The organism is Alistipes montrealensis (assembly GCF_018362775.1).
Taxonomy (GTDB): Bacteria; Bacteroidota; Bacteroidia; order Bacteroidales; family Rikenellaceae; genus Alistipes; species Alistipes montrealensis.
Genome location: NZ_JAGYXY010000003.1, coordinates 342,310 through 361,745 on the forward strand (window position 1 = coordinate 342,310; position 19,436 = coordinate 361,745).

18 protein-coding genes are annotated in these 19,436 nt (G+C 58.9%); 9 read left to right on the forward strand and 9 right to left on the reverse strand.

Annotation, left to right across the window (positions count from 1 at the left end; translation table 11 throughout):
• Position 1: 1 nt before the first annotated feature.
• From nqrE to KG007_RS07580, 5 genes are read right to left on the reverse strand one after another with little or no spacing between them, the layout of a single operon-like run.
• Positions 2 to 610, reverse strand: coding sequence for an NADH:ubiquinone reductase (Na(+)-transporting) subunit E (gene nqrE / locus KG007_RS07560; protein ID WP_195460688.1), 609 nt, complete (start codon positions 608 to 610; stop codon positions 2 to 4).
• Positions 611 to 621: 11 nt separating this feature from the next.
• Positions 622 to 1,269: an NADH:ubiquinone reductase (Na(+)-transporting) subunit D gene (locus tag KG007_RS07565; RefSeq protein WP_195460932.1), complete on the reverse strand. Its 648-nt coding sequence runs from the start codon at positions 1,267 to 1,269 to the stop codon at positions 622 to 624.
• A gap of 1 nt (position 1,270) precedes the next feature.
• Positions 1,271 to 2,122: an NADH:ubiquinone reductase (Na(+)-transporting) subunit C gene (gene nqrC, locus KG007_RS07570; protein ID WP_195460690.1), complete on the reverse strand. Its 852-nt coding sequence runs from the start codon at positions 2,120 to 2,122 to the stop codon at positions 1,271 to 1,273.
• An 8-nt stretch (positions 2,123 to 2,130) separates the two neighbouring features.
• The gene (gene nqrB, locus KG007_RS07575) at positions 2,131 to 3,240 is read right to left on the reverse strand and encodes an NADH:ubiquinone reductase (Na(+)-transporting) subunit B (protein WP_195460692.1); all 1,110 of its coding nucleotides are present in this window, start codon (positions 3,238 to 3,240) and stop codon (positions 2,131 to 2,133) included.
• Between the two features lie 20 nt (positions 3,241 to 3,260).
• On the reverse strand, positions 3,261 to 4,616 hold the full coding sequence (locus KG007_RS07580; RefSeq protein ID WP_213347957.1) for a Na(+)-translocating NADH-quinone reductase subunit A: 1,356 nt from the start codon (positions 4,614 to 4,616) through the stop codon (positions 3,261 to 3,263).
• A 335-nt stretch (positions 4,617 to 4,951) separates the two neighbouring features.
• On the opposite strand from KG007_RS07580, the gene KG007_RS07585 reads away from it, so the two are divergent.
• The 5 genes from KG007_RS07585 to KG007_RS07605 all read left to right on the forward strand — a co-directional run bounded on the left by KG007_RS07585 (position 4,952) and on the right by KG007_RS07605 (position 8,357).
• Complete coding sequence (locus KG007_RS07585; RefSeq protein WP_213347959.1) at positions 4,952 to 5,530, forward strand: TatD family hydrolase; 579 nt, start codon at positions 4,952 to 4,954, stop codon at positions 5,528 to 5,530.
• Between the two features lie 4 nt (positions 5,531 to 5,534).
• Complete coding sequence (locus KG007_RS07590) at positions 5,535 to 6,257, forward strand: tRNA threonylcarbamoyladenosine dehydratase (protein WP_213347961.1); 723 nt, start codon at positions 5,535 to 5,537, stop codon at positions 6,255 to 6,257.
• 97 nt (positions 6,258 to 6,354) lie between these two features.
• Entirely contained in the window at positions 6,355 to 7,299 is a 945-nt protein-coding gene (locus KG007_RS07595) for an NAD(P)-dependent oxidoreductase (protein ID WP_213347963.1), read from the forward strand.
• A gap of 63 nt (positions 7,300 to 7,362) precedes the next feature.
• Positions 7,363 to 7,860 carry a prolyl-tRNA synthetase associated domain-containing protein gene (locus tag KG007_RS07600; protein WP_195460705.1) on the forward strand — a complete coding sequence of 166 codons (498 nt, stop codon included), beginning with the start codon at positions 7,363 to 7,365 and terminating at the stop codon, positions 7,858 to 7,860.
• Positions 7,861 to 7,901: 41 nt separating this feature from the next.
• Positions 7,902 to 8,357, forward strand: coding sequence for a YbjN domain-containing protein (locus KG007_RS07605; RefSeq protein ID WP_213347965.1), 456 nt, complete (start codon positions 7,902 to 7,904; stop codon positions 8,355 to 8,357).
• A 102-nt stretch (positions 8,358 to 8,459) separates the two neighbouring features.
• On the opposite strand, the gene gpmI is transcribed toward KG007_RS07605, so the two are convergent.
• On the reverse strand, positions 8,460 to 9,986 hold the full coding sequence (gene gpmI / locus KG007_RS07610; protein WP_195460708.1) for a 2,3-bisphosphoglycerate-independent phosphoglycerate mutase: 1,527 nt from the start codon (positions 9,984 to 9,986) through the stop codon (positions 8,460 to 8,462).
• A gap of 152 nt (positions 9,987 to 10,138) precedes the next feature.
• A complete protein-coding gene (gene alaS, locus KG007_RS07615; protein WP_213347967.1) occupies positions 10,139 to 12,760 on the reverse strand; it encodes an alanine--tRNA ligase in 2,622 nt (873 codons plus the stop codon).
• Positions 12,761 to 13,023: 263 nt separating this feature from the next.
• On the opposite strand from alaS, the gene KG007_RS07620 reads away from it, so the two are divergent.
• From KG007_RS07620 to KG007_RS07635, 4 genes are read left to right on the forward strand one after another with little or no spacing between them, the layout of a single operon-like run.
• Entirely contained in the window at positions 13,024 to 14,046 is a 1,023-nt protein-coding gene (locus KG007_RS07620; RefSeq protein WP_195460713.1) for a M23 family metallopeptidase, read from the forward strand.
• A 1-nt stretch (position 14,047) separates the two neighbouring features.
• Positions 14,048 to 14,998, forward strand: coding sequence for a M23 family metallopeptidase (locus tag KG007_RS07625; protein ID WP_213347969.1), 951 nt, complete (start codon positions 14,048 to 14,050; stop codon positions 14,996 to 14,998).
• Positions 14,999 to 15,010: 12 nt separating this feature from the next.
• A complete protein-coding gene (locus tag KG007_RS07630; RefSeq protein ID WP_195460717.1) occupies positions 15,011 to 15,427 on the forward strand; it encodes an MmcQ/YjbR family DNA-binding protein in 417 nt (138 codons plus the stop codon).
• Between the two features lie 6 nt (positions 15,428 to 15,433).
• Positions 15,434 to 15,991 carry an HAD family hydrolase gene (locus KG007_RS07635; protein ID WP_195460719.1) on the forward strand — a complete coding sequence of 186 codons (558 nt, stop codon included), beginning with the start codon at positions 15,434 to 15,436 and terminating at the stop codon, positions 15,989 to 15,991.
• Here the strand turns inward: KG007_RS07635 and KG007_RS07640 are convergent.
• Both KG007_RS07640 and KG007_RS07645 read right to left on the reverse strand, forming a co-directional pair.
• Positions 15,986 to 16,552: a sugar O-acetyltransferase gene (locus KG007_RS07640; RefSeq protein ID WP_249413278.1), complete on the reverse strand. Its 567-nt coding sequence runs from the start codon at positions 16,550 to 16,552 to the stop codon at positions 15,986 to 15,988. The two genes, KG007_RS07635 and KG007_RS07640, sit on opposite strands and share 6 nt — an antisense overlap.
• An 8-nt stretch (positions 16,553 to 16,560) precedes the next feature.
• Positions 16,561 to 19,401 (reverse strand): PD-(D/E)XK nuclease family protein, encoded by a 2,841-nt coding sequence (locus KG007_RS07645; protein WP_213347971.1) that lies wholly within the window; start codon positions 19,399 to 19,401, stop codon positions 16,561 to 16,563.
• Positions 19,402 to 19,436: the final 35 nt, after the last annotated feature.

Here is a 19,436-nt window from a genome sequence, read left to right on the forward strand (position 1 = left end):
GTTAGAACTGAATGCCCGAGAAGATCATGAAGGCAATGCCCATCAGACCGGTGATGATGAAGGCGATGCCGGGGCCCTTGAGCGCCGCGGGGATATGCGAATAGGTCGTCTTCTCGCGGATGGCGGCCATCATCACGATCGCCAGCCACCAGCCCAGGCCCGAACCCAGGCCGTAGACGATCGACTGCCAGAGCGTCGAAAGCTCGCCGCCGTCGACCTTCTGCTGCATGAACAGCGAGCCGCCCATGATGGCGCAGTTCACGGCAATCAGCGGCAGGAAGATTCCCAACTGGCTGTAAAGCGTCGGCGAGAACTTCTCGACGATCATCTCCACCAACTGCACGAAAGCCGCGATGGTGGCGATGAAGACGATGAACGACAGGAAGTTCAGGTCCACGCCTTCGATGAGCGCATTGGCCTTCAGCACGTATTCGTACAAGAGGTAGTTCAGCGGGACGGTCATCACCATCACGAACGTAACGGCAGCGCCGAGTCCCAGGGCCGTCTTCACGCTTTTCGACACGGCGATGTAGGAACACATGCCGAAGAAGAAGGCGAAGACCATGTTGTCGATAAAGATCGACCGGATAAAGATATTCAATGATTCCATACGTTATCCTCCTATTTTTCCTGTAAGTCCTTGTTACGCGAACGGTGCACCCAGATGATGCAGCCCACGATGATCAGCGCCATCGGCGGGAAGAGCATCAGTCCGCAGTTCGAATAGAAGCCGCCCTCGGCCATGTACCAGCTCTCGGGGATGATGCGGAAGCCCAGAAGGCTGCCCGAACCGAAAAGCTCGCGGAAGAAGGCCACGATCACCAGAATCAGGCCGTAACCGAAACCGTTGCCGATACCGTCGAGGAACGAAGCCCAGGGCTTGTTGGCGAGGGCGAAAGCCTCCACGCGGCCCATGACGATACAGTTGGTGATGATCAGGCCGACGTAAACCGACAACTGCTTCGAGACTTCGTAAACGAAGGCTTTGAGCACCTGGTCGACGAGAATTACCAGCGCGGCGATAACGACGAGCTGGACGATGATGCGGATACGCGAGGGAACGCCGTTGCGCAGCAGCGACATCACGAGGTTCGAGAATCCCGTAACGACCGTAACGGACAATGCCATAACGATGGCGGGCTTGAGCTGTACGGTGACGGCCAGCGCCGAGCAGATACCGAGGATCTGCACGATGACCGGGTTGTTCGCAGAGAACGGTCCCGTCAGGAATTTCAGGTTCTTAGCCGAAAACAAAGGCTCTTTTTCCATCTTACTCATTGTTTTCTACATTTTCTTCGTTAGACACTTCTGCCGAAACGGGAGCCGCAGCGGTACGCTTGGCCTCCAGCAGGGGCAGGTAGTTCGAGAGGCTGTTCTGAAGCATCGCCGTCACGCCGTCCGAGGTCTTCGTACCGCCCGAAATGGCGTCTACCTCGTGCGCGAGGTCCTTGGCGCCGCCCTTGCGGAGCTTCACCGAGACGAACTTGTCGCCGTCGAAGATCGTTTTGCCGACGAAATTGGCCTGGTACTTGGGCGTCGAAATCTCGGCGCCGAGGCCCGGGGTCTCGCCCTTGTGGGCCATGATGATACCGGCTACGGTATCCATGTCCTTCTCAAGCGCCACATAGCCCCAGATCGGGCCCCAGAGGCCCATGCCCGTTACGGGAATGACCACGCGGCCGTCCTTGGCCTCGAAGACCGGGAACTTGCCCGCTTCGAAGGTTCCCGGCAGGTCGTTGAGCAGCGCGAAAACGTCTTCGCCGTCGATCCGCTTACCGTCCTTGTCCACGACATAGGCGTCGATATACTCGTCGTAGGACTGATCCTGTGCCGAGAGCGACGCGAGGATGTTCTGCTTCTTCTCGTTCAGGTCGTTGGCATCCTGACGGGGTTTGAGGGCAAGGGCCGCCACGGCCAGTAACACGGCCACGACGACGACCATCACCGTCGAGTACATAATAATATAGGCGTTGCCGTTCTTGTCGCTCAGCAGACCCTTTTTCTCCTGCTTCAGTTCCGTGAACTCCGAAGCGGGAACTCCGCAGACAGGGCAGTTAGCGGGCGCGGCGTCTCCTTCGTGGATATAGCCGCAGACATTGCATCTGAATTTTTTAGTTGCCATAGTCTCCCCTATTTTACGAGTTTAACACGTTTCTTGCGGCGCGAAATATTGGCCTCGACCACGTAGTAGTCCACCAGCGGCGCCAGCGCATTCATAAAGAGGATCGAAAGCATCATGCCTTCGGGATAGGCCGGGTTCACCACGCGGATCAGCACGGCCAGCGCTCCGGTCATCAGACCCACGATGTACTTGCCCTTGTTGGTCTGGGCCGAGGTCACGGGGTCCGTAGCCATGAAGACCGCACCGAAGGCGAAACCGCCGACGATCAGATGCCACCAGGCGGGATAGGTCGTCACGCCGAGCGCCTGGAACAGGTAGCCCATCGCCAGTCCGCCGACGAATACCGAAACCATCGTACGCCACGAAGCGATGCCCGTGAAGAGAAGGATCGCAGCGCCGATGAGGATGGCCAGCGTCGAAGTCTCGGCGAACGATCCGGGGATAAAGCCCAGGAAAGCGTCCAGCGGCGAGTAGGCCATGGCGCCGGTCGTCGAGAGCTGCTCGAGGGCCGTTGCGCCCGTGATGCCGTCGACATGTGCGCCCATCATCGTCCAGTCGGAATACCAGACCGTCTCGCCCGACATCGAAGGAGTGTAGGCGAAGAAGGCGAAGGCACGCGCCAGCAGCGCGGGATTGAAGACGTTCATACCCGTACCGCCGAAAACCTCCTTACCGAAGACCACGGCGAAAGCCGTCGAAAGTCCCACCATCCAGAGCGGAGTCGACACCGGCATGATCATCGGGATCAGCAGACCCGAAACGAGGAAACCCTCGTTGACCTCGTGGCCGCGCGCCTGTGCGAATCCGAACTCGATGCCCAGACCCACGATATACGAAACGCAGACCATCGGCAGCACACGCACCAGACCGTAGAAGAAAGCCGTGAAGCCCTCCAATCCGACCTGGATACCCGTATTGTAGCAACCGAAGAAGAACGCCGGCATCAGCGCCACGACGACCATGATCATCGTACGTTTCATGTCGTTGCAGTCGCGGATATGCGCGCCCTTCGAGGTAGTGGTGTTGGGTACGAAGAGGAACGTTTCGAATGCATCGAACGTCGACTCCAGAAAGCCCAGTTTACCTCCTTTGGAGAAGGTGGGCTTGATATTATCCATTAATTTACGCAGTCCCATCTTTATGCCTCCCTGATCATTAAGTTAATACCGTCGCGGATGATCTGCTGAATCTCGATCTTCGAGGGATCGACGAACTCGCACAGCGCGAAGTCCTCTTCCGTGACTTCGTAAATGCCGAGGTTTTCCATCTTGTCGATGTCGCCGGCGAGGCAGGCCTTCAGGAGATACATCGGATAGATGTCCATCGGCAGGTACTGCTCGTAGAGCCCCGTCACGACGAACGGGCGTTCACCGCCGTTCAGGTTGGTGTCGAGATCGTAAGCTTTCTTCGGGCAGATCCACGAGAAGTAGGCGCGCGATACGGAGAACTTCCCGAAACGGGGCAGCGCCCAGCCCAGCAGTTCGTACTTGTCGCCCTCGGGGATTGCAGTCAGCTGATTGGCGTAGAAGGCGATGTAACCGTCGGCCGGGGTCTTCGTGCCCGTGAGCACATTGCCCGAAATAATGCGGACATGGTCGCCCTCCTTCTGTTTCTTGACATTGCCTTTGAGGATCGAGTCGACCTTGGCGCCCGCAACGACGCGGACGTACTGCGGACGCTCGATCTCCGAGCCGGCTACGGCGATAATCTTCGTCATGTCGACACGGCCTTCGTTGAACAGGCGGCCGATGATGGCCAGATCCTGGATATTGACCGTCCACACCACTTCGCCCTTGTTTACGGGATCTACGTGGTGAATCTGCACACCGACGTTGCCGACGGGGTGTTTTCCGGCAAAGGTGTGCAGCTCGGCGCCCTTGAGCGAAGACATCTGGCCTTCGGCCTTGGCGCGCACCGAGAGGTGCACTTTACCCGGGGTGAGCTTGCGCATCACGTCGATACCCGTCTGGAGGTTCTTCTGTTCGGCCTTGAGGACGAAGTTGTAGTCCGGGGCCAGCGGTGCGGAGTCGAAGGCGGAGATGAAGACCGCTTTCGGCGTGTCGCTGGGATCGGCAATAATGCCGTAAGGACGCTGCACGATCATCGGCCAAAGGCCCGATCGGAGCAGCAGTTCGACGATCTGGTCGCGCGAAGCCGACCCGAGGTCGGTCTTCGGAAACTCCTCGTACTCCTGGGTGGCGTCGGGAGTCACCGTCACGCTGAGAATCTTGCGTTTCTCACCGCGGTTGACGGCGGCCACCGTGCCGCTGACGGGCGACGTGAAAAGCACACGTTCGTTGGTCTTGTTGAAGAACAACGGCGTGCCGGCTTTCACCCGATCCCCCTCCTTAACCAGCAGCTTGGGAGTCACGCCCTCGAAATCGAGGGGCGAGAGGGCATACTCCGAAGCCTGCGGTGCGTCCGCGAGCGACTCCTGGGGTTTGCCCACCAGATTGATGTCTAAACCCTTGCGTAGTGTAATGATTTTCGACATGGTTAATGATTTTGATTGTTATGTTTGGAATTTAAGTTCGGCTGTTAGTGTACTAACAATTAATTCGCGTGCGAAAGTACAAATTTTTTCCCGAAATTCCCTATGCATAAACCATTATTTCTTAAATTTACTTAAGATTTAAAACGGCCGCTTTCGGGTCAAAATAAGAATCTTTCGAATGCTTGCGATCCGAAAGAATAACGGAAGAATCCGGGACAAAAACGACCGCCGGAAAGTCTGCCGGAGAGACGACGGCCGGACGGCCGGGTCCGGCGTTAAAAAATTGGCCCCAAATTCGCAATGCTCCCGTTAAAATTCCTAAATTTGCCTGCGCTATGCTCCCCTATGTCAACATACACACCCATCGCCCGACCGGTTCGGGAATCGAACTCCGTACGGAGGGAATACACCCTTGGAATGCTGACATGCAGGATATTGCGACGCTCGGCGAACGCTTAGGCGAGGCGCAGGCCATCGGCGAAACAGGGCTGGATTTCGTACGCGGCGCCGACCGCGCGGCACAGTTGGAGGCCCTGCGCGCCCAGCTCCGGCTGGCCCGTGAGCGAAACCTGCCCGTAGTGCTCCATTGCGTAAAGGCTTTCGAACCCCTGATGCGCGAACTGGCAGCATGCAGCCCGCGTGCCGTAATCTTCCACGGATTCATCGGTTCGCCCGAGCAGGCCCGCAAAGCGCTGGCAAAAGGATATTACCTCTCGTTCGGGGAACGGGCGTTCGCTTCGCCCAAGACCCTCGCGGCGCTGCGCGAAACACCCCTGTCGCAGCTTTTCCTCGAAACGGACGACAGCCCTGTCCCGATCGAAGACGTATACGTCCGTGCGGCGGGAGCAAAAGGTGTTACGACAGAGGTGCTGCAACAGGCGACACTGGAAAACTACAAACGGATATTCGGATAACTACATGGACAACTGGCTGGAAAGAACGGATTTACTGCTCGGCAGAGAGAAACTGGGCCTCCTGAAAAATGCCCGCGTGCTCGTGGTCGGACTGGGCGGCGTAGGAGCCTATGCCGCGGAGATGATCGCCCGGGCGGGCGTGGGCCGCATGACCATCGCCGACGCAGACGTGGTGAACGTCACCAATATCAACCGCCAGTTAGTGGCCCTCCACTCGACCATCGGCCGGTCGAAAGCCGACGTGCTGGCCGAGCGCCTGCGCGACATCAATCCCGGGATCGAACTCACGGTGGTCAACAAATATATCAAGGACGAGGAGACCTATATCCTGCTCGACGCCGCACGGTACGACTACGTAGTGGACGCCATCGACACCCTTTCCCCCAAGCTGGCGCTGATCGCCGCCGCACTGGAACGGGGCCTGCCGATCGTCAGTTCGATGGGCGCCGGGGCCAAGACCGACCCCACGAAACTCGAAATCGCCGATATTTCGAAAACCCACCACTGCCCGCTGGCCCACATGCTGCGCAAGCGGCTCCACAAAATAGGCATCCGCAAGGGTTTCCGGGCCGTATTCTCGCCCGAGCCGATGCGCGAGGGGGCGATGATCCTCTGCGAAGAGCAGAACAAAAAGTCGAACGTCGGGACGATCTCCTACATCCCGGCGCTTTTCGGCATCGGATGCGCATCGGTGGTGATCCGCGGTCTGATCGGGGAACTGGAATAACCGACCTCCGATTACCGGCTACATTCCCCGAAAGGCAATCAAGGGTGCAGCCAAGACCGAAAATAAAATAACGAACTACAAATAACTGACAATAATCATGGAAGCAAATATCGTTTTTCTGGACGAATCGAGCCTCGGAAGCGCCGACCTCGCACCGCTCCGGGCATTGGGCAGCTACACGGGCTACCCGGCCACCCGCCGCGAAGAGGTGCTCGACCGCTGCCGCGAAGCCGACATCGTAATCACCAACAAAGTACCTTTCCGCCGCGAAACCATGCAGGCCCTGCCCCGGCTGCGGCTGATCTGCATTGCGGCGACGGGCATGAACCACATCGACCTCGAAGCCGCCGCCGAACTGGGCGTCACGGTGAAAAATGCCGTGGGTTACTCGACGCATGCCGTTACGGAGACCACCATCGGCGCGGCAATCGGACTCCGCCGCCAAATTCTCTATTACGACCGTTACGTCAAGGCGCAGTATGCTGCGAGCGGACAGCAGTTCCACTACGGACCCGCCACCCACCAGCTTTATGGTTCGAAGTGGGGCATCGTCGGCATGGGCAACATCGGCCGCAACGTGGCCCGCATTGCCGAGGCACTGGGATGCGAAGTCCGTTACACCTCCACCTCGGGCGTTGCCCGCCGGGAGGACTACCCCGCCCTGCCGCTCTGCGAACTGCTGGCATGGGCCGACGTGGTGTCGATCCACGCTCCGCTCACCGAAAAGACCCGCGGACTGATCGGCGTACGCGAACTGGCGCAGATGAAACCCTCGGCCATCCTGATCAACGTGGCGCGCGGCGGCATCGTCGACGAAGCGGCGCTGGCCGAAGCCCTCGACAACGACCGGCTGGCCGGAGCCGGACTGGACGTTTTCGCCCACGAACCGATTGAACCGGGAAACCCGCTGCTCGCGCTGCGCAATCCCGACCGCCTGCTGCTCTCGCCTCATAACGCCTGGTCTGCCATCGAGTCGCTCAAAGTACTCGTAGACTGCATCGCACAAAATATCAAGGACTTCTACACCCAAACCCCTAACTGACAGATGACAAACCCGACCTCACTGTCGTCCCTGCGCCTGCGCGGACGTTTTAATGCCTGAACCATGGACCGCAAACAACCTGTTTTCGATTTTCTCGACGCCCACGGTATCCGATACGAGTGGTACGAACACCCCGAAGCCCCGACCATCGAAATAGCCCGTCAATGGTGGCGCGACGACGGCTCGAAGCACTGCAAGAACCTCTTTTTCCGCAACCACAAGGGCAACCGCCACTACCTCGTCTCATTCGATTCGGAGCGGTCGCTGGCCATTCACGACCTCGAAGCGCGCCTGCGGCAGGGCAAACTGTCGTTCGCCTCGGAGCAGCGTATGGAACGCTGGCTGGGATTGCGGCCCGGCTCGGTGTCGCCCTTCGGGCTGATCAACGATCCGGACAACCACGTCCACCTGTTCCTCGACGCCAACCTGCGCGACTGCCCCGCCTACTCGTTCCACCCCAACGACAACCGGGCGACGGTAGTCATCCCGCGCGAAGAGTTCCTGAAATACCTCACGGCCGTCGGCAATTCCTACGAATTCATCGAATTATACGAACAGTAAGCCGCTATTTTCTGAGCACAAAACCCATCAAAACGAAAAATATGAAGAAATTATCACTCGTTCTGCTTCTGCTCGCCGGAACGTTTTTCACACTGCAGGCACAACAGAGCACACAGGACATCATCCGCTCTTATCTGAAAAGCGAAGGCTACACCCCGACAACCGACGAGGACGGACATATTGCTTTTAAAGTACAGGGAATTACCTGCTACGCGATCGCAAGAGAGGTCGGGATCGGCTGCAACGTTGTCCAGGTAACCACAGCTTTCAAGACGGAAATCCCATACGAAAAATTGCTGGAAAAATCGAATGCCTTCAACCGGAACAAATTTATCGCCAAGTGTATAGCTTCCCGGAGTAACCCGGAAAACTACTACTCCATCAGCATGGAGTTCATCTCCGACAACCAGGCGAATACGGAAACCCAAATTGCATATTCCCTGCAACTGATTCCGATATGGGTCGAAGAATTCAAAACAATGGTTGCCGAAGAGTAACAGACGCACATAATCCGTCGCCTGTTCATTCCGAAATGGCCCGGCAAACAAAAAATCCCGCTCTTTCCGAGCGGGATTTTTTCAGGCAGGAAGGGTTTCCTGTTATTTCAGTTCCACCAGGGCTTTTCCCGTCATCTCGGCAGGCTGCTCCAGCCCCATCAGTTTCAGCACCGTAGGAGCTACGTCGGCCAGGATGCCGTCGTGCACGGCCTTCACGCGGTCGGAAACCACCACGATGGGCACGGGGTTGAGCGAGTGCGCCGTATTGGGCGTACCGTCGGCATTGACGGCATTGTCGGCGTTGCCATGGTCGGCGATCTGCACGACCTCGTAACCGTTGGCCTTGGCTGCCTCGACAACCTTCGCCACACATTTGTCGACAGCTTTCACGGCCGTCTCGATAGCTTCGTAGATACCCGTGTGGCCTACCATGTCGCCGTTGGCGAAGTTCAGGCAGATGAAATCGAACTTCTGCTCGTTGAGAGCGGCAACCAGTTTGTCAGCCACTTCCGGAGCCGACATTTCGGGCTGGAGGTCGTAGGTAGCCACTTTGGGCGAAGCTACCAGAATCCGCTCCTCGCCTTCGAACTTCTCCTCGCGGCCGCCGTTCAGGAAGAACGTCACATGGGCGTATTTCTCGGTCTCGGCGATGCGCAACTGGCTGAGACCCTGCTTCGAAACGTACTCACCGATGGTGTTGGGCACGTTGTCCTTGTCGAAAAGGATGTGCAGGCCCGTGAACTTGGCGTCGTAGGGAGTCATACAGCAGTAGTAAAGCGGCAGGGTGTGCATTCCCTCAGCGGGCATGTCCTCCTGCGTCAGCACGACCGTAAGCTCTTTGGCGCGGTCGTTGCGGTAGTTGAAAAAGATCACCAGATCGTTCGGACGGATCATGCCGACAGGCTGTCCGTTCTCGTCGATACGCACGAAAGGCTTGATAAACTCATCCGTAACGCCCTCGTCATAGGACTTCTGGACAGCTTCGACCATGTCCGACGAGCGCTCGCCAACGCCGTTCACCAGCGCGTCGTAAGCGATTTTTACACGCTCCCAGCGCTTGTCGCGGTCCATGGCATAGTAACGACCGATGACAGTGGCGATTTTGCCCGTCGATGCCGCCATGTGTTTTTCCAGATCGGCAACGAACCCCTTGCCGCTGCGCGGGTCGGTATCACGACCGTCCATGAAGCAGTGCACGAAGGTATTTTCAATTTTGTACTCGGCAGCGATGTCGCAGAGTTTGAAGAGGTGTTCCAGCGAGGAGTGCACGCCGCCGTCCGAAACCAGTCCCATGAAATGAACGTTCACGCCGTTCTTTTTGGCGTACTCGAACGCGGCCTTCACCTCGGCGTTCTGCATGATCGAGTTGTCGCGGCAGGCGCGGTTGATCTTCACGAGGTCCTGGTAAACCACGCGGCCGGCCCCGATATTGAGGTGGCCCACCTCCGAGTTACCCATCTGTCCGTCGGGCAGACCGACGTTCTCGCCGTCGGTACGCAGTTCGGCATGGGGATATTTCGCCGTCATGGCCGAAATGTATTCGGGATGTACGGTCGAAATAACGTCCGCTTTATCGTGACGGCCGTTTCCCCAGCCGTCGAGAATCATAAGTAATACCTTGTTATTCATATCTTACTCTGTTTTAATTACTACCGTTTTATTGCCTCCGGAGGCTGTATTCGTCGCCTGTGGCGCCGTTTACAAGTCTGACCCCATCCCAAACCCTTCCCTCGGGAAGGGCTTATCGCATCGCGACCGGAATGCGGACGGAAACCACACAATTATTTCACCTGCGCCCCGATCAGCTCCACAGCCTTGTCGATGGCGGCCTGCAAGCCGTCGGGATTCTTGCCGCCGGCCGTTGCGAAGAAAGCCTGTCCGCCTCCGCCGCCCTGGATGAGTTTTGCGGCCTCACGTACGACGGCTCCGGCGTTCACGCCGTGGGCCGTGATCTCGTCGCCCAGCATCACCGTCAGCGTCGGCTTCTCCTCCCAGACGGAACCGACGACAAAGACCAGTTTGGGCGAACGCTGCCGCAGGTTGTAGGCCAAATCCTTCACAAAGTCGGGACGGCGATCGGTCTGCGTGGCGAAAACCTGCATGCCGTGACGCTCGGGCGTCGAAGCGGCGATCTTGTCGGCCCACTGGGCCACCTGCTCGCGGCGCATGGACTCGACCTCCCTGGAAAGGGTCTCGTTGCTTTCGAGCATCTTCTTCACAGCCTGCATGACCTGCGGGTTATTGAGGTACTCGGCGATATTGCGCATCGTATCCTCGGCGGCGTAGAGGACCTTCTCGGCCTGCTCGCCCGTAACGGCCTCGATGCGGCGCACGCCGGCCGAAATAGCGCTCTCCGAAAGGATCTTGAAGAGGCCGATATTACCCGTAGCACTGGTGTGCGTACCGCCGCACAGCTCGACCGAAGAGCCGAAGCGGACCATGCGGACCTTGTCGCCGTATTTCTCGCCGAAGAGCATCATCGCGCCGCACTTCTCAGCCTCCTCTTTGGTCGCCTCGCGGTTCTCCTCGAGCGGATAGTTGGCGCGGATAGCCCGGTTGACAAGCTGTTCCACTTCGCGCAACTCCTCAGTCGTAACCTTCTGGAAATGCGAGAAGTCGAAGCGCAGGATTTCGGGCGTAACCATCGAACCCTTCTGCTCGACATGCTGACCGAGCACTTTGCGCAAAGCCTCGTGCATGAGGTGCGTAGCGGTATGGTTGTTGGCCGCGGCCTGTCGTTTCTCGGGGTCTACCTTCGCCGTAAACCCGGCCTCGGGATTCTCCGGGAGCTGGTTGACGATGTGGATGATCAGGCCGTTCTCCTTCTCGGTGGCGACGACCGGGATGCGCTCGTTGGCGCTCTCGATAAAGCCGATGTCACCGATCTGGCCGCCCGAATTGCCGTAGAACGGCGTACGGTCGAAAACCAGTTGGTAAGAAGTTTTACCCTTCGAGGTAACGCGGCGGTAGCGGGCGATACGGACCTTCTCGGTCAGCGTGTCGTAACCCGTGAAAACGCTCTCGCGGATCGGGAACAACTCCACCCAGTCGTCGGTATCGACGGCGGCGGCGTTGCGCGAACGCTCCTTCTGGGCCTGCAGTTCCTTCTCGAACGCAGCGAGGTCCACACCGACCCCCTGTTCGCGGGCGATCAGTTCCGTCAGGTCGATCGGGAAGCCGAAAGTATCGTAAAGTTCGAAAGCGTCTTTGCCCGAAATGAGTTCCTTGCCTTCGCTTTTGGTCTTGGAAATCACGCCGTCCAGCAGGTTGATACCCGTGGCCAGCGTACGCAGGAAGGAGGCTTCCTCCTCCTCGATCACCTTCTCGATCAGCGACTGCTGCGCCTTCAGTTCGGGGAACTGGCCGCCCATCTGCTCGACCAGTCCGGGAACCAGGCGGCAGAGCGCCGGCTCGGTAAAGCCGAGATACGTGTAGCCGTAACGTACGGCGCGGCGCAGGATGCGGCGGATGACATATCCCGCCTTGACGTTCGACGGCAGCTGGCCGTCGGCGATCGAGAACGCAATGGCACGCAGGTGGTCGGCGATCACGCGCATGGCCACATCGGCCTTCTGGTCCTCGCCGTATTTCTTGCCCGACATCGCGGCAATGCGGCCGATGGTGGGCTGGAAAACATCGGTGTCGTAATTCGATTTCTTGCCTTGCAGGATCATGCACAGGCGTTCGAAGCCCATACCCGTATCGACATTGCGCGCGGGCAGGTCCTCCAACGAACCGTTGGCTTTGCGGTTGAACTGCATGAAGACGAGGTTCCAGATTTCGATCACCTGCGGATGGCTCGTGTTGACCATCTCGCGGCCCGGCTTGAGGGCCACCTCCGCTTCGTCGCGCAGGTCGAAGTGAATCTCCGAGCAGGGGCCGCAGGGACCCGTTTCGCCCATCTCCCAGAAGTTGTCGTGCTTGTTGCCGCGGATGATGTGGTCGGCCGGAAGGAACTGGAGCCAGTAGTCGTAAGCCTCCTGGTCGAACGGCACGCCGTCCTCCTGGGAACCTTCGAACACCGTGGCGTACATCCGCTCCGCGGGCAGCCCGTAGACATCGTGCAGCAACTCCCAGGCCCATTCGATCGCCTCTTTCTTGAAGTAATCGCCGTAGGACCAGTTACCCAGCATCTCGAACATCGTGTGGTGGTAGGTGTCGTGGCCGACCTCCTCCAGATCGTTGTGCTTACCCGACACGCGCAGACATTTCTGCGTATCGGCCGCACGCGGATATTTGCGGGGCGCATTGCCCAGGAAAATATCCTTGAACTGGTTCATGCCCGCATTGGTGAACATCAGCGTGGGGTCGCCCTTGACGACCATCGGGGCCGAAGGCACGATAACATGCCCCTTCGACTCGAAGAAGTCGAGAAAAGCCTGGCGAATTTTATTCGATTCCATGATATATTGATTTATCCTATTTTTCCGTTATTCGATTCGGGTTGCAAAATTACACATTTTAAACTAAATTTGCATCTTAGAATCGGTTTAAATTTATTAAATTCATTCTGTTTATGCTCTTTCACCACTCTTTTTTACTCCTGGATTCGTTAAATAGGAACCACTATTCGCCTCATTCAGGAGTAAAAAATAGCAGTAAAATAGCTATAAAATAATTTCGTTAACAAATTTACACAGATTCTTTAAAGGAGATATTTTCCGCGATGGGGCAAAAACGGCACAGATTCGGGACCGAAACTCTTCGGTCCGGCGCAGGAGAACTGACGCACGAGGCGCAGGCTCTCACGCGCGGCGTGGTGACGGCCCCGTTCCGGCTCAGGACCTACCGCCTGATCCGCAAAATCCTGATCGGATTTATTCTCGTGTCGATCGTCAACGTCGTCTTCTCCTATTTTTTCTACACCCCCAAAATGTACCGCATCCTGCGCGACAACCGCGAGACGGTGATCAAATACCGCATCCTGCAAGACCGCATCCGCACCGCTCAACAGCGTGTCGACGAAATCCGCCACCGCGACAATTACGTCTACCGTTCGCTTTTCTCGACCGATACGCTCTCGATCCCGGGCGTGTGGCAGCCCTACCCCGATTCGAAATACGCCTCCCTGGCCGACGACGACTACGCACCGCTGCTGGTCGGGACCTGGCGGCAACTGGACGCACTGGCGCGGATGATCTATCTCGAATCGGTCTCGTTCGACGAGTTGCAGCAATTCTCGAAAAACAAGGAGCAGCTCTCGGCGGCGGTTCCGGCCATCTGGCCCATCGACCGCTCGGCATTGCATAACAACCACATCGGCGCTTTCAGCGCACGCCGCATGCACCCCGTATTGGGTTACATCCGGCCGCACACGGGCATCGACTTCGGCTGCGACCGGGGAACCCCGGTCTACGCCACGGGCGACGCCGTCGTCGAAATCGCCTCGGCCAACAGTTTCAACGGCGGTTACGGCAAACAGGTGCTGCTCAACCACGAATTCGGCTACAAAACGCGCTACGCCCACCTGAGCGAAGTGCTCGTGGAGCCCGGCGAACGCGTTACGCGCGGACAGATCATCGCCCGGACGGGCAATACGGGCCGTTCAACGGGGCCTCACCTCCACTACGAGGTGATCCACAAAGGCGTGCCCGTCAACCCGATCAACTATTTCAACCGCGACATGAGTCCCGAGGAGTACGAACGCCTGATGGAGAACATCCGCGAAACCAATTTCGAAAAGCTCTGACATGGCAGGAAAGAAGGATTTAGAGCGTCTGCGCAGGCGCAAGCGGCGCAAGCAGCGGATTATCCGCGCCACGGTCCACCTCTTCGTGTGGCTGGGCATGGCCGTGCTCTACTACGTGGGCTTCTCGATCTTCTTCGACACGCCGTTCGAATACCAGATGAAGCACTCGACCGACCGCCTGCGCCGCGAATACGAAGCGCTGGCCGAACGCTACGACTCGCTGCAAACGGTCCTCGGCAACCTCTCGGAGCGCGACCGGAACGTCTTCCGCATCCTCTTCGAATCGGAGCCTTACGACTTCGACTCGGAGCACGAAAAACGACTGAGTTCGACCTACGAAAAGATCGTGGGCCGTTCGACGCGCCAGCTCAAACGCGAACTGCGCGAAGGCGTGAACGAGATGGAACAGCGGCTCGAAGCGCTCAACGCCTCGTACCTCGAGTTGCAGGCGCGCATCGACACGGCGGGCCGCAAATGCGACAATATTCCTTCGATCCAACCCGTGATCAACAAGCAGCTGACGCTGCTCACGGCATCCTACGGCATGCGCATCCACCCCTTCTACAAAACGCTGCAATCGCACCAGGGCGTGGATTACACCATTCCCGAGGGTTCACGCGTCTTCGCCACGGCCGACGGCGTGGTGCGCGACGTGGGACAGCGCAATTCGACGCAGGGCCAGACCGTGGTGATCGACCACGGCAACGGCTACGAGACCTCGTACAGCCACCTCTCGAAGATCAACGTCCGCAAGGGCCAGACCGTGCGGCGCGGCGACATCATCGCCCTTTCGGGCGATACGGGCCTCTCGCTGGCCCCGCACCTCCATTACGAGGTGCGGCTGGACGGCATGCGCGTCGACCCGATCCACTACTTCTTCATGGAACTGACCCCCACCGAATACCAACGCCTGATGCGCATTGCCCAGACCGGTATGCAATCGTTCGATTAAAACACGGTCGATATGGACAACGAATGGATTCGGAATTTTGGCTTTTCGCACGAAGAGGTCTTTCGGAACGCACAGACGCAACAGGTAATCCGGCACATCCGCGCCACATGGGGCGACGAACCTGAATTCCTCTGGGAAAAGTTCCCGGAAAACGCAGTCTTCCGGCGGCAGGACAACGCCAAATGGTATGCGGCGCTGCTGACGGTACAATCGGACAAACTGGGCTTCCCGACGGCAGAGCGAATGGAGATCCTCGACATTCGGGCCGATGCGGAAACCATGGCGCGGTCGCTCGACTTCGAGCGTTACTTCCCCGGCTACCACATGAACAAGCGCACGTGGCTCACCGTCCGGTTGGACGGCGTCGTACCCTTTGCGGAGATCGCCGCGCTGATCGCCCGCAGCTACGAACTGGCGGCCAAAAAATAGGATTCCATGCAGATACGCCTTCTCTTGCTCGACTTCGACGGCACGCTGGCCGACACCCGGCGGGCCAACACGCTCTCCTACGTCGCCGCCCTCGGTGAAGCGGGTTACACACTCACCGAGGAAGAGTATGCCGCCAACTATTTCGGAATGCGGTGCAACGAGTTTCTCACGCGGATCGGGATCGCCGACCCCGCCGAACGCGAACGGCTGCGACTGCGCAAGATCGCCCTCTACCCCACGTTTTTCGACACCGTGCGGCTCAACGAACCGCTGTGGGAGTTCTGCCGACGGTTCCGCGCCGACGGAGGCCGCGTGTGGGTGGTCTCGACGGGCAGCCGGGCCAATATCGACAACGTGATGCGCCACCTGGGAATTACGGACGGCGTGGACGGCATCCTCTCGGGCGCCGACGTGGAGCACCCCAAACCCGCCCCGGACTGCTTTCTGGAAGCCATGCGCCGCGAAGGCTGCACGCCCCGCGAGACGCTGATCTTCGAAGATTCCGAAATCGGCATCGAGGCTGCGCGCCGCAGCGGCGCGTCGTATTTCGTCGTGAAATTATAGTTTCCGGATCACCCGGCAGGGATTTCCCACTGCAAGGACATTCGCAGGAAGGGATTTCGTGACCACACTCCCCGCACCGACCGTCGTCCCGTCGCCGATCTCGACCCCGGGCAGGATAACGCTCCGTCCCCCGATCCAGACATTGCAGCCGATCGTGACAGGCGCCGTCTGCGACCGCCACAACGGACTCTTTTCCGAAAGCCGTTCGGCAGGTTCCGTAGGATGAAACACAGTGTAGATATGTACCCCGGGGCCTATTCCCGAATAATCGCCGATCGTGATCCGGTTGCAGTCGAGAAAGACGCAGTTCATATTGATCTCGACATTGCGCCCCAAATGAATATTCTCGCCGTAATCGACAAAGAAAGGAGCGGCGATCCAGACATTCCCGCCCCGCGAACCGAGCAGAAGATCGAGCAGTGCGGACAAACGGAGCGTATCGGTCGTCGGCGTAGCATTGTACTGCGACTGCAGACGCTTGGCTTCGTGCCAGCGCGCCAGCAACACGGGGTCCGTACAGTCATACGGCTCGCCCGAAAGCATCTTTTCCTTTTCAGTCATCGGTCGTCTTATCGTTTACAGATCAGGTTGAAATCGCAGAACTTGCAGGTGTCGGCGTCCTCGCATTGGCGGAACGGCACGGCTGGGTCGTATAACTCGGAAAGGGTCTCGCGGACAAGCTGTTCGAAAGGTCCGGCGTAGAGCGTATAGCGACCGCCGCGGACACCGGTTTCCCGGTCGTCGAGCGTCGGCAGGTAGTCGGGGCGGTTCATCGCCCGCACGTAGTAAAGCGCAGGCTCGGCGTCGACGCCCCGCGTCCGGTAAAGCATCATGGCATAGAGAAGCGTCTGGAGGATGTTCGAAAGCCGTTGTTTGCCCTCGCCGCGGAAAAGGCTCTCCACCCCGGCAAATTCCAGGTGCGGGGCCCCGGTCTTGTAATCGACTACGCGCAGCGTCCCGTCGTCGAGGGCGTCGATACGGTCGGCGATACCCGCGAATTTGACCCGCATTTCGCGGTCCTGCGCCCGGAACGGAAACGAATACGCCACCTCCTGCTCCAAGCCCGTAACGGTGAAGCCGTCGTGCGCGGCATCGTAAGGCATCACTCCGCCGCGCAGGTAGCGGATGACGATATCTTTGACCAACAGCAGGTTGCCCGTATAATCGTCGGTCGTGGCCGCAGGGTCCTGCAAATAATTCTCATTGATCGCCGCCTCGACCGCCGTTGCGATCTCTCCCGTGCGGATCATCGCCCGCAGGGTTTCGCCGGGGTGCGCCTCGCCCACGATCCGGGCGTAGAGTTTCTGCACGGCGGCGTGGAGGATCGTGCCGAACATCGGGGCGTCGACCTCCTCGGAAATCTCGTCGTCGGCCTGAAGCCGCGCCACGGAGTGGAAATAGAAGCGAAGCGGACAGGCCACATAGCGGAAAAATGCCGTCGGCGAGAGCGTAGCCTTCGATTCGGGATCGGTGAAGCGTTCGAGGCGTTGCAGGATACCCTCGTCCTTGGCCACCTCGATCGGAGCCGTTTCGGCGAGGTTGACATCGACGCCCACCTCCACTTTGCGGACCGGAAATCCGCTCTCGTAATCGAGCTGGTAGATGTAACGGCTCGGCTCGCCGGTCGATTTGTCGTCGGCATGCGAACAGTAGAGCATCCACACCCGTCCGGCGCGCTGCACGAGGCGGTAGAAATAGTAGGCGTAAACCCCTTCGTGGTGCTCGGGCGTAGGCAGTCCGTAAGCCGCCCGCAGGTTGTAGGGCACGAACGACGCCTGCGCCATGTGGTTGCCCGGGAAATTGTCGTCGTTCATCGAGAGCAGAACGACGTTTTCGAAATCGAGGTTACGCGTTTCGAGGATACCCATGATCTGCACTCCCTCCAGCGGCTCGCCTTCGTAGGGGATGCGCATGGTCTGCAAATGGCGGCGCAGCAGCGACGTGTAGACCTCCGGCGTCAGCGAAATGTCACATTCGTCGAGCGAGTTGCGGAGTTTGGAAATTTCCCCCGAAATTACGGCCAGAAACTCCACCCGCTGCCGCGCATCATCGCCCTCGTAGGGCAACCGGGCCACAGCAGCCACCACCAGCAAGAGCCAGTCGGACAATTCGCGCCACTCGGCGGCGGGCGAAAAGATCAGCCGCAGCAGTTCGTTCCGTCCCAGCCACGCGGCGTCGACCGAAATGCGCCGTTCGCGCACGATTTCGTCCTGCATCGTCCGGGTCCCGCGGGCATCGCTGTCCGAGACATAGGGATGGGCGAGAATACCGACGGCGTCGGCATGGTAGAAGGTGCACCCCGCACCCTTTTTGCGGCGGTGGGCCTGCAACTCCACGAGGCGTTCGATAAACGTGTAGGCCAGGCTGGCCCGCAGCGGATAACCCATCGTGACGTTGACCTTCCCGATCTCGGGCGGCAGGGCGTAGAGCAGCGGCAGGAGCAGGTTTTCGTCCGTCAGCACCACCGCCGTACGTTTGTCCAGCGGCCCCCGGGCTGCCAGTTCGCGCAGGATCGCTGCGGCATGCTTGCACTGCACGGCATTCGACACGGCGGCCACGGCGGTCAACTGCTTCGCCTGCCGCATGTTGTCGTGCGACACGGCTCCGCGCGGGGGAAACTGCACGACGTTTTCGCGGACGAACATGCCGGCCTCCTGCTCGGGGTCGTCCTTGTAATAGGAGTCGTAATCCCAGTAAAAATCGGTTTCGGCGGCGGTCGAAAGGAATTTGAAAAGCAGTTTTTCGCACTCCGACAAGGCGTTGAAACCCGCCACGACGTACTGTCGCGGTTCGGGGAACGCATAACCGCCTTCGCGAATACGGTCGGCGGCGGCCCGCTGGACCATGCCGTTGTAGGCGATACCCAGTTCGGCCAACCGTTCGCGGAAACGGCAGTAGACCGGTCCCAGCGTCTTCCAGATCGCCAGGAAGCGGCGCTTCTCCTCCGAGAGGTCGGCCTCGTCTGCGAGCGTCGACCAGAAACGCAGGATTTGCAACTGCGCAGGGGTGAGGTACGAAATATCGGCCTCGATTTCCTTGATCTCCGAGATGTTGCGGAACAGCATCCCAGCGTCGATCCGATACTTGTCGATGGTGTCGAAGTCCGTCAGGAGCATGTCGCCCCAGAAGTAGAATTTGTCGAACGGCTCGGCGTGGTATTCCGAATAGATTTTATAGAGTTCGGTGATCAGCCGTACGCGGTCGCCGGTCCTGAGACCCGAAATTTCGGCCATCAGGTCGTCGATCGTCACCCACCGGGGCTGCCACATCGGACGCCCCGCGATACCCGTCAGGGCATCGACGAAAAACAGCCGTGCACGCCGCGACGGAAAGAGCATCGCCCTCTCGGAAAGCCCTTCGCCATAGCGTTCGTAAAGGTCCCGGGCGACTTCGAATAAGAAAGTTTTCATAGCAAAACCAATAAGCCCCCGCCCGAGGCGGGACG